At 42.1% G+C, this 10,973-nt stretch carries 9 protein-coding genes; 8 read left to right on the top strand and 1 reads right to left on the bottom strand.

Annotated elements, in window-relative coordinates; all coding sequences use genetic code 11:
- The first annotated feature begins 2 nt into the window (after positions 1 to 2).
- Positions 3 to 485 (top strand): phosphohistidine phosphatase SixA, encoded by a 483-nt coding sequence (gene sixA / locus RB151_RS13575; RefSeq protein ID WP_071548197.1) that lies wholly within the window; start codon positions 3 to 5, stop codon positions 483 to 485.
- A gap of 16 nt (positions 486 to 501) precedes the next feature.
- Here sixA and smrB read toward each other — a convergent pair whose 3' ends face one another.
- Positions 502 to 1,044 (bottom strand): endonuclease SmrB, encoded by a 543-nt coding sequence (gene smrB / locus RB151_RS13570; protein WP_048607547.1) that lies wholly within the window; start codon positions 1,042 to 1,044, stop codon positions 502 to 504.
- Between the two features lie 224 nt (positions 1,045 to 1,268).
- On the opposite strand from smrB, the gene hutI reads away from it, so the two are divergent.
- From hutI to aroC, 7 genes are all read left to right on the top strand, one after another.
- Positions 1,269 to 2,507 (top strand): imidazolonepropionase, encoded by a 1,239-nt coding sequence (hutI, locus tag RB151_RS13565; RefSeq protein WP_042844541.1) that lies wholly within the window; start codon positions 1,269 to 1,271, stop codon positions 2,505 to 2,507.
- Positions 2,508 to 2,810: 303 nt separating this feature from the next.
- Positions 2,811 to 3,542, top strand: a complete 732-nt coding sequence (gene hutC, locus RB151_RS13560; protein WP_370661201.1) for a histidine utilization repressor — start codon at positions 2,811 to 2,813, stop codon at positions 3,540 to 3,542.
- A gap of 325 nt (positions 3,543 to 3,867) precedes the next feature.
- Entirely contained in the window at positions 3,868 to 5,547 is a 1,680-nt protein-coding gene (gene hutU / locus RB151_RS13555; RefSeq protein WP_042844536.1) for a urocanate hydratase, read from the top strand.
- 12 nt (positions 5,548 to 5,559) lie between these two features.
- Complete coding sequence (gene hutH, locus RB151_RS13550) at positions 5,560 to 7,092, top strand: histidine ammonia-lyase (protein WP_042844535.1); 1,533 nt, start codon at positions 5,560 to 5,562, stop codon at positions 7,090 to 7,092.
- A gap of 98 nt (positions 7,093 to 7,190) precedes the next feature.
- Positions 7,191 to 8,582 (top strand): amino acid permease, encoded by a 1,392-nt coding sequence (locus tag RB151_RS13545; RefSeq protein ID WP_042844533.1) that lies wholly within the window; start codon positions 7,191 to 7,193, stop codon positions 8,580 to 8,582.
- A 211-nt stretch (positions 8,583 to 8,793) separates the two neighbouring features.
- Positions 8,794 to 9,726 (top strand): 50S ribosomal protein L3 N(5)-glutamine methyltransferase, encoded by a 933-nt coding sequence (gene prmB, locus RB151_RS13540; RefSeq protein ID WP_042844532.1) that lies wholly within the window; start codon positions 8,794 to 8,796, stop codon positions 9,724 to 9,726.
- 113 nt (positions 9,727 to 9,839) lie between these two features.
- The gene (gene aroC / locus RB151_RS13535) at positions 9,840 to 10,928 is read left to right on the top strand and encodes a chorismate synthase (RefSeq protein ID WP_042844529.1); all 1,089 of its coding nucleotides are present in this window, start codon (positions 9,840 to 9,842) and stop codon (positions 10,926 to 10,928) included.
- Positions 10,929 to 10,973: the final 45 nt, after the last annotated feature.

The following is a 10,973-nucleotide window of genomic DNA, read 5'->3' as shown; positions in this document are numbered from 1 at the left end:
TTATGCAAGTTTATATTATGCGTCATGGCGATGCAGCGATACAGGCAGCAAGCGACGCTGCTCGCCCATTAACACAAAAGGGAAAAGATGAGTCAGTTTTAATGGCTCAGTGGTTACAAAATCAAGGGGTCAAAATTGATTGTGTATTGGTGAGCCCTTATTTAAGGGCTGAGCAAACACGTGAAGTGGTTAGCCAATATCTTAACATACCAAGCAAATTTGAAGTGTTAGAGCAATTGACACCAGGAGGGAATGCCGTTTTTGTTGCTGATCATATCCGTGACCTTGCGGTGCTCGGTGCCAATGCTATATTAGTTGTTTCTCACTTGCCATTGGTGGGTTATTTGGTGTCTGAATTGTGCCCACACAAAGAACCACCAATGTTTACCACATCAACTATTGCTTGTATTGAAATTGATGTGGCACACCAGAAAAGCCACGTTGAATGGATGTTGAGCCCATCGCAATTATTATTTGCAAAGTAAAATATAATATGAGCGCTTAACGACGAGCGCTCTCCATCGTTTCTATAAGTAATAATAGAGCAGCATTTCCCCCCCATTCTTTAGGGGCTTGGTGAAAAGCAATAATATCAGGGTGCTGTGCAAGCCATAATGGTGTTTGTTGTTTTAAAACGTGTTTCCCATGACCATGCATGATACAAGCACAATAAACATTTTCACGTTTACAGGCGGCAATCAAAGCGCCAATTTCTTGTTTCGCTTCCATTTGTGTTAGGCCATGCAAGTCTAAAAATAATTCAGGGACGTAGTCACCACGCCGCAATTTTTTTAGTTCATAAGGGTTAGAATCTGGCCTTAAATAACGGGTTGGGCCTTCCTCTTGTAGCTGAGGCTGAAATTCATCCGAAAAATAAAATGAAGCATCAACTTGCTCTTGGATAACCTTCTTACTTGAGGGTTGGGTTACTTTTGCTCGAATAGGCGCGTGTAGGACTTGGTCCTGACGAATTTTTTTTGCGCCATTAATGGCTTCTTTAAAGAGACGAATATCTTCATCTTCAAGTCCAAATTTGTTTTTCATAATTTTAATAACATTTTGGCGATTAATCTTTCTGGTCGTTAGTGTAACCCATTTTTTCGGTCAATGGAGACAATTGCAAATTATTGGTGTTATGTAACAAATTTATAACCTTTTATCGAGTAAGCATTGACAACAGGGGGGTAGCTAGTCTAATTGTATATACATATCTATACTTTCATTAATGAAATGAATAAAACCGACGTTGGCAACAATAGGAAAAGCTAATGGTATTTAAAACTCTCCCGCAAGATATAGTTTGGCGTAATGGCCGCATTGCAACAATGAGTACAGGATCAGCAGCACCGTATGGGCTAGTCGAAAATCATGATTTAATTGTTCGTGATAAGCAAATTATTGCCATTGTCCCTACTAAAGATACTGAAATTAACGACTGCCAAATTATTGATGTTAAGGGTAGGTTAATTACCCCTGGTTTAATTGATTGCCACACTCATTTAGTTTTTGGTGGTGACCGTGCCGCGGAATGGGAACAAAGAATGAATGGCGTTTCCTATGAAACCATTAGTGCTCAAGGAGGTGGAATAAACTCCACTGTCCGTGAGACACGAAAAATGAGTGAGGACGCGTTGTTTTGCCGTGCTAAACCGAGGCTCGAAGCATTAATTCGCGAGGGTGTGACGGCAATTGAAATGAAGTCAGGCTATGGCCTTGATTATGAAAATGAAGAGAAACAATTAAAAGTTGCTAAGCGCTTAGCCGCGGAATATCCAATTTCAGTGAGTTCAACATTGTTATCTGCGCATACTGTGCCTGAAGAATACAAAGGCCAGTCTGATCAATACATTGAATTAATTTGTCAAAAAATCATGCCCGAGCTGTGGAAAAAAGGTCTATTTGATGCCGTTGATGTATTCTGTGAAAGCGTTGGTTTTTCTCTTAAGCAAAGTGAAAAGTTATTTGCCGCCGCTCAGCAGTTGGGTATCCCAGTAAAAGGCCATGTTGAACAACTATCAAATTTAGGTGGCAGCGAATTGGTTGCTCGCTACCATGGTCTATCTGTTGATCATATTGAATATTTAGATCTTGAAGGAATACGTGCGCTAAAAGCGAGCGGGACAGTTGCAGTATTATTGCCAGGTGCTTTTTATTTTCTAAGAGAAACTAAACTGCCACCTATTGAATTATTACGCGAACACCAAGTTCCGATGGCTGTTTCAACCGATTTTAACCCAGGAACAAGCCCATTTGCATCATTACGTATGATTATGAATATGGCGGCTGTGTTATTTAAGTTAACACCAGAAGAAATTTGGGCAGGCGTGACCCGCCATGCTGCAAAAGCGTTAGGGCGAGAAGATACTCATGGGCAATTAGCGCCGGGGTTTATTGCCAATTTTGTGGTGTGGAATGCGCAAGAACCTGTGGAAATGATATATGAGCAAGGCAGTAACCCCTTGTATTTACGAGTATATGAAGGGGAAATTACCCACCGTAATCCATAATCTTGGTCAGTATTAATATAAAAAATCATTTAAATTGAGCTAATAATAGCCATAATTAATAATATATTGGTTGCTGTATGTAATGTATGTATTCATTATGTATAGCAACTCTATGATTATTTTTGTTTGTTGTTATTAAAATCTCATCGCGTATTTATACCGTTAATGGGGTATTAAATGTGATGCTTTTATTCACGACTGTCAGGATAAAAAATGCCCGATAGTACTAAGCTAAAGTTACATTTTGTGACGTAAAATAGCCTATACATCCTTCAGATTTTAATGATTAAATTGGAAAACACTGTGACAGCCAATAAAAAAGATAAATCAGGAACGCCAGTTCCCTTATATTTGCAAGTTAAGCAGTCTATTATTGAGAAAATTCACACTGCACAATGGCAGGCAAATGACCGTATTCCATCTGAAGCTGAGCTAGTCTCCCAATTTCAATGTAGCCGAATGACAGCAAACCGTGCTGTCCGTGAATTAACAGCTGAAGGGTTATTAGTTCGCTTGCAAGGCGTTGGGACTTTTGTTGCAGAGCCTAAGGGGCAATCCGCATTATTCGAAATACACAGCATAGAAGCGGAGATCCTTGCGAGGGATCATAAATATAGTTGCCGTATAATTAAGCTTGAAGAAATACAAGCGTCATCAGCATTGGCGAGTGAACTTAATATTAGTCTAGGAGCCCCTGTTTTTCATTCTATCATTGTACATTTAGAAAATGATGTCCCTGTTCAAATCGAAGATAGGTATGTTAATGCTCTAGCGGCGCCTGATTACTTACAGCAAAACTTTTTATCTATTACTCCCCATGATTATTTATCTCAGGTCGCACCATTGACCCAAGGTGAGCACATTGTGGAAGCGATCGAGGCAGATGAGCGGGCTGCAAGGTTATTGCAAATTAATGTAGGTGCATCCTGCTTGCTGATTACTCGTCGTACTTGGTCTCAGTCATTTATAGTCACCAGTACAAAATTATTGTTCCCCGGTCATCGTTATAAACTCAAAGGCAGTTTTTCCTCTTAGTTTTTATTAAAAAATAGGCGGGGTTGTATTAATACAAATTTCCGCTTTGCGCCTTACACACTCTCTCCATCACGTTTTTTTGTTTTTTCATGTAAAATTATTGTGAATTTAATGTGATCTCACAGGCAAATTTAGAATAAAAAAGTATAGAACAATAAATACATAAGATAATTATCTTGTTGTTTTTTAATGAAAACCCTCTTTTTTATATAAAAATAATTTAATTTTTATGTTAAAAAATTGATTGATCGTACATGTATATACAACTATATCTATAGAAAGATAGAGTGAGTATCCAATGAATCGATAAATAGAGGGTATACAAGTGACAGCACTTAATAATAAATATAGAAATATCGAAATTAGGGCGCCGCGTGGTAATTCATTGAGTGCAAAAAGCTGGCTGACGGAAGCGCCACTACGTATGTTAATGAATAACCTTGACCCCGATGTTGCAGAAAATCCCCATGAATTAGTTGTATATGGTGGTATTGGTCGTGCGGCACGTAATTGGCAATGTTATGACCAAATCATTGAATCTTTGAAACAACTCGAAAACGATGAAACTTTACTTGTTCAGTCCGGTAAACCTGTCGGGGTGTTTAAAACTCACGCTAATGCTCCACGCGTTTTAATTGCTAATTCGAATCTTGTGCCTCATTGGGCCAATTGGGAGCATTTCAACGAACTGGATGCCAAAGGTTTGGCGATGTATGGGCAAATGACCGCAGGAAGTTGGATTTATATCGGCAGCCAAGGGATTGTCCAAGGTACTTATGAAACATTCGTTGAAGCCGCTCGTCAGCATTTTAATGGTGACTTAACTGGTCGTTGGGTATTAACGGCGGGGTTAGGTGGAATGGGGGGCGCTCAGCCATTAGCCGCAACACTTGCAGGGGCTTGTTCACTGAATATTGAATGTCAACAAAGCCGCATTGATTTTCGCCTAAGAACGCATTATGTCGACGAACAAGCCACTGATCTCGATGATGCATTAGCACGTCTTAAAAAATACACCTCAGAAGGCAAAGCCATTTCTATTGCACTGTGTGCAAATGCTGCTGAAATTTTACCTGAATTAGTTAAACGTGGTGTGAAGCCAGACATGGTTACCGACCAAACCAGTGCCCATGACCCACTCAATGGTTATTTACCCATTGGCATGAGTTGGGAAAAATACCGAGAACTCAGTGTCAAAGAGCCACAAGCCACTGCCTTAGCGGCAAAGAAATCCATGGCAGAACACGTTAAAGCCATGTTGGCATTCAAGAAACAAGGTATACCCACATTTGATTATGGCAATAATATTCGCCAAATGGCGCTGGAAATGGGGGTGAAAGATGCCTTTGATTTCCCTGGTTTTGTTCCTGCCTATATTCGCCCTCTATTTTGTCGTGGCGTTGGCCCATTCCGTTGGGTTGCGTTATCAGGAGATCCCGAAGATATCTACAAAACTGATGCTAAAGTTAAACAATTATTACCTGATGATAAGCACTTACATCGTTGGTTGGATATGGCACGTGAGCGGATCAGCTTTCAAGGGTTACCGGCGCGTATTTGTTGGGTTGGTTTAGGGGACAGAGCTAAATTAGGCTTAGCCTTTAATGAGATGGTCAGAAGTGGTGAGGTTTCCGCCCCAATTGTTATTGGTCGTGATCATTTAGATTCTGGCTCAGTTGCTAGCCCAAACCGTGAAACAGAAGCGATGAAAGACGGCTCTGATGCGGTATCAGATTGGCCGCTACTCAATGCTTTATTAAATACAGCCAGTGGCGCGACATGGGTTTCTTTGCATCATGGCGGTGGTGTGGGAATGGGGTTCTCACAACATTCGGGAGTGGTGATTGTTTGTGATGGAACCGACGAAGCGGCTGAGCGTATTGCTCGAGTACTGCACAATGACCCCGCAACAGGGGTGATGCGCCATGCTGACGCAGGGTATGACATCGCGATTGCTTGTGCAGAAGAAAAAAATCTCAATTTACCTATGATTAAAACACGTTAAGGAGTGCCATTAATGACTAAACTAACTATCCACCCAGGAAAAATGACACTCGAAGATTTGCGCATCGTTTTTGAACAGCCAGTGACTGTCACATTAGATAAACGTGCTCATGCCGTGATTGAAAAAAGTGTAGCAACAGTTAATAAAATTATTGCTGAAGATAGAACTGCTTATGGTATTAACACTGGGTTTGGTTTGCTAGCCAATACGCGTATTGCTACGCAGGACTTGCAGTCATTACAGCGTTCTATCGTGATGTCACATGCGGCTGGTGTGGGTGACCCTTTAGATGACGAACTAGTACGTTTGATCATGGTGTTAAAAATTAATAGCTTAGCGCGTGGCTTTTCAGGAATTCGCCTCGAAGTAATCAATGCTTTAATTGCCTTAGTCAACGCACAGGTTTACCCGTTTATTCCTGCTAAAGGTTCAGTCGGTGCATCAGGTGATTTGGCACCTTTAGCCCATATGAGCTTGATTTTACTCGGTGAAGGAAAGGCTCGTTTTGAAGGTAAATGGATATCAGCCAAAAAAGCGTTAGAAAAAGCAGGGCTGAAGCCTTTAACGCTTGAAGCAAAAGAAGGCTTGGCTTTATTAAACGGAACCCAAACCTCCACTGCTTTTGCCCTTAAAGGGTTATTTGAAGCTGAAAAACTACTACTTTCAGGGATTATTTGTGGGGCATTGAGTGTAGAAGCGACATTAGGTTCGCGTAAACCTTTTGATGCTCGAGTACAAGAAGTGCGAGGGCAAAAAGGGCAAATTGATGTCGCAGCCATGTTCCGAGAGGTATTATCATCAAGCAGTGAGTTGGCAAAGTCGCATGAAAACTGCGTGAAAGTACAAGACCCTTATTCACTGCGTTGCCAGCCACAAGTTATGGGAGCTTGCTTAACTCAAATTCGCCAAGCGGCTGAGGTGATTTTAATCGAATCAAATGCGGTATCAGATAACCCTCTGGTGTTTACGGATAACGGCGATATCATTTCTGGGGGCAATTTCCACGCTGAGCCAGTTGCGATGGCGTCAGACAACCTTGCTTTGGCATTAGCCGAAATCGGGGCTCTATCCGAGCGTCGTATAGCGTTATTAATGGATACCCATATGTCACAGCTTCCTCCATTCCTCGTGAATAATGGCGGCGTGAATTCTGGCTTTATGATTGCTCAAGTCACTGCAGCTGCATTGGCAAGTGAAAATAAAGCGTTAGCACACCCTTCGAGTGTCGATAGCTTACCGACTTCAGCAAACCAAGAGGACCATGTTTCTATGGCACCTGCTGCGGGGCGTCGTTTGTGGGAGATGGCGAAAAACGTCACTGGTATTCTTGCGATAGAATGGCTTTCTGCATGCCAAGGGATAGATTTTCGTGAAGGGTTAAAATCTAGCGAAGCACTCGAAAAAGCGCGTAAAACGTTACGTGAACAGGTCGCTTATTATGATAAAGACCGTTATTTTGCACCGGATATTGAAGCTGCCATTGATTTAATTAATCAACATAAACTTTCAAAATTATTTACGAAAGGTGCTGTTTTCCCTAAATAGCACTGGTAGTACATCAAGCCAATAAAGGTGGCCGGCAACGTATCGGCCGCCTGAAGTATTTATCTACACGACTAATAAAATAATACGAAGGATAAATCATGCAAAGCACATCACAACTTGCGCGAGGGCTTTCTGCGCGTCACATCCGATTTATGGCTTTAGGTTCAGCGATTGGTACAGGTTTATTTTATGGTTCAGCAAAAGCAATAGAAACAGCAGGCCCGGCGGTACTGCTCGCTTATATAATAGGGGGCGCCGCGGTGTTTATGGTCATGCGCGCATTGGGCGAGATGGCGGTACATCGTCCGCTTGCGGGGTCGTTCTCACAATATGCTAGCCATTATTTAGGTGCTCGAGCTGGCTTTTTTGCTGGATGGACATATATATTTGAAATGATTATTGTTTGTCTGGCTGATGTCACCGCATTTGGCGTATATATGAAACTCTGGTTTCCTGATGTCGCTCAATGGATATGGGTGCTAAGTATCATATTCTTTATTGGTGCTATTAATTTGTGTCACGTGAAAACGTTTGGTGAAATGGAGTTTTGGCTTTCCATCATTAAAGTGGTCGCCATTATTGCGATGATAGTGGGTGGGGCTGCCATCATGATGTTTGGTTTTGGCCAAGCGGCTGACCATGCGGTTGGGGTGTCTAATTTATTTATCCATGATGGGTTTATGCCTAATGGGGTTGGAGGGGTGATAGCCTCTTTTGCGGTAGTGATGTTTGCATTCGGTGGAATTGAAGTGATTGGGATCACCGCCAGTGAAGCAAAAAACCCTGAAGTGACTATTCCACGCGCCATCAATGCTGTTCCTATCCGTATTTTGTTATTCTATGTTTTAACGCTCTTCGTTTTAATGTGTATTTATCCGTGGAATCAAATTGGCCAGCAAGGTAGTCCATTTGTACAAATATTTGACAGTTTAGGTATCCAATCTGCTGCCAATATCTTAAATGTTGTGGTGATCACCGCAGCGATTTCTGCGATCAACAGTGATATTTTCGGCGCAGGGCGCATGATGTATGGTATGGCACATGAGGGACAAGCACCGAAAGCCTTTACCAAACTGACAAAAAACGGTGTGCCTTGGATGACGGTATTAGTCATGGTGCTGGTATTATTGGTCGGAGTTGTATTGAATTATGTTATTCCTGAGGATGTTTTTGTTATCATTGCATCAATAGCAACGTTTGCAACCATCTGGGTGTGGCTAATGATTTTACTAGCTCAGTTTGCGATGCGTAAAAAAATGACGCCAGAAGAAGTGAGTAAATTAAAATTCCCTGTTCCTATGTGGCCTGTGGCGCCTATTTTGGCGATAGCTTTCATGGTCTTTATTTTTGGTGTGCTCGGGTATTTTGAATCCACGCGTATTGCCTTATATGTAGGGGTTGTGTGGTTGGCACTTTTGGCTATTGCTTATGCGGTTTGGGTAAAGAAACCAGCTAAGGACGTTGAGAAGCTTGTGCAAAATGAAGGCTAGAGATATCACTTTTCTCATCTAAAAGACTAGGTTACTTAACGCCCTTTAATTAAAAAGGGCGTTTTTATTTTTAATTTATAGCGAAAATGGTGTGCTAGCTAAAGGTTGTTGGTGATTTTATTGCATTAATCTGCTGATTTGTCTTTCACTTCGTGGCAAACTTTAGTTATTCAAATATTCCCTTTCAAAAAACAGGCTGGAGAAACCCTTCTTGGAAAAGATCTTCGTTGATGAAGCTGTTGCAGAACTTCATACCATTCAGGATATTTTACGTTGGACGATGAGTCGTTTTAATGCTGCCAATGTGTATTATGGTCACGGTACAGATAATCCGTGGGATGAGGCGTTGCAATTAGTGTTACCGACACTTTATTTGCCTCTAGACCTACCAGATGAACTCCTGACATCTCGCCTGACACCAACAGAACGCCATCGGATTATTGAGCGTGTTCTGCGCCGTATTAATGAACGCATTCCTGTTGCCTATTTAACTAACCGTTCGTGGTTCTGTGGGCACGAATTTTATGTTGATGAGCGGGTATTGATCCCTCGTTCACCTATTGGGGAGCTTATCAATAACCATTTTGTTGGCCTATTAACTGATGAACCTCAAGCGATATTAGACTTATGTACGGGTAGTGGCTGTATTGCAATTGCTTGTGCATATGAATTCCCCGAAGCAGAAATTGATGCCGTTGATATTTCGGCGGATGTGCTCGCGGTCACTGAGCAAAATATCGCTAGCCATGGTTTGGAGCATCAGGTTGTGCCTATTCGCTCCGATTTATTCCGCGATATGCCTGAAGTTAAGTATGATTTGATTGTTACTAATCCACCTTATGTGGATGCAGAAGATATGGATGACCTACCTGAAGAGTTTCGTGTAGAGCCGGAACTTGCCTTAGCAGCTGGCAGTGATGGGCTAAAGTTAGTGCGCCGTATTTTAGCTAATGCCCCACGGTTCTTAACGAAAGAAGGGGTATTAGTGTGTGAGGTTGGCAACAGTATGGTGCATTTAATTGAACAGTACCCTGATATTCCATTTATTTGGCTGGACTTTGAATACGGTGGTGACGGGGTGTTTATGTTAACGCGTGAACAGCTTGTTGAGCATCATGAGCACTTTGCGCTTTATATTGATTAATCAAGGGTTGCGTGATTTCTCATAATCATGTAATCAATAACAATTACATAACGATTAACAGCAAACAACACACGTCTTGGTAATACAAGAGCGGCTTAGAATAGGAAACTTCGATGGCAGGAAATTCAATTGGGCAACTGTTTCGCGTAACGACCTTTGGTGAGTCACACGGGGTGGCATTAGGTTGTATTATCGATGGTGTTCCCCCTGGTTTAGCTCTAACGGAAGCTGATTTACAAAAAGATTTAGACCGGCGTCGTCCTGGGACATCTCGTTATACAACGGCACGTCGTGAACCTGACCAAGTGAAAATTTTATCAGGTGTATTTAATGGGGTAACGACGGGGACAAGTATTGGTTTATTGATTGAAAATACGGATCAACGTTCCCAAGATTATGGGGCAATTAAAGATGTTTTTCGACCCGGCCATGCGGATTACACCTATGAGCAAAAATATGGCCAACGCGATTACCGCGGTGGTGGTCGCTCGTCTGCAAGGGAAACGGCAATGCGCGTTGCTGCGGGGGCTATTGCTAAAAAGTATCTACAAGAAAAGCTAGGGGTTCAAATTCGTGGTTGTTTAACACAAATGGGCCCGATTGCATGTGAAATTAAAGATTGGTCCATCGTTGAGGAAAACCCGTTCTTTTGCCCTGATCCAAACCAGTTAGATTCACTTGATGAATTATTGCGTGGTTTAAAGAAAGAGGGGGATTCAATCGGCGCTAAAGTGACTGTGGTTGCTGAACATGTTCCTGCGGGGTTGGGGGAACCGGTATTCGACCGTTTAGATGCAGATTTAGCCCATGCTCTCATGAGTATTAATGCGGTTAAAGGCGTAGAAATTGGTGACGGTTTTGGTGTTATTGCGTTAAAAGGCAGTGAAAATCGCGATGAAATTACCCGTAATGGTTTTACCTCTAATCATGCTGGCGGTATTTTAGGCGGCATCAGCAGTAGCCAACCGATTGTTGCCCATATTGCGATGAAACCAACATCGAGCATCACGGTATCAGGTAAGACGTTGAACCGTTCTGGTGAAGAAGTTGAAATGATCACCAAAGGGCGTCATGACCCTTGTGTCGGTATCCGTGCTGTACCTATTGCAGAAGCGATGATGGCCATTGTTTTAATGGATCACTACTTACGTCATCGTGGGCAATGTGCTGATGTTACTCCTACGATGCAAGCATTTGATTAATTAGTAAAGGTTGATGCTATAACCCGTGAGCGGGGCGGTCTAGTC

It is taken from the genome of Providencia rettgeri, assembly GCF_001874625.1.
Classification (GTDB): domain Bacteria; phylum Pseudomonadota; class Gammaproteobacteria; order Enterobacterales; family Enterobacteriaceae; genus Providencia; species Providencia huashanensis.
The sequence above is the reverse complement of the archived record's forward strand: the minus strand, read 5'-3'. Positions and strand labels throughout refer to the sequence as shown.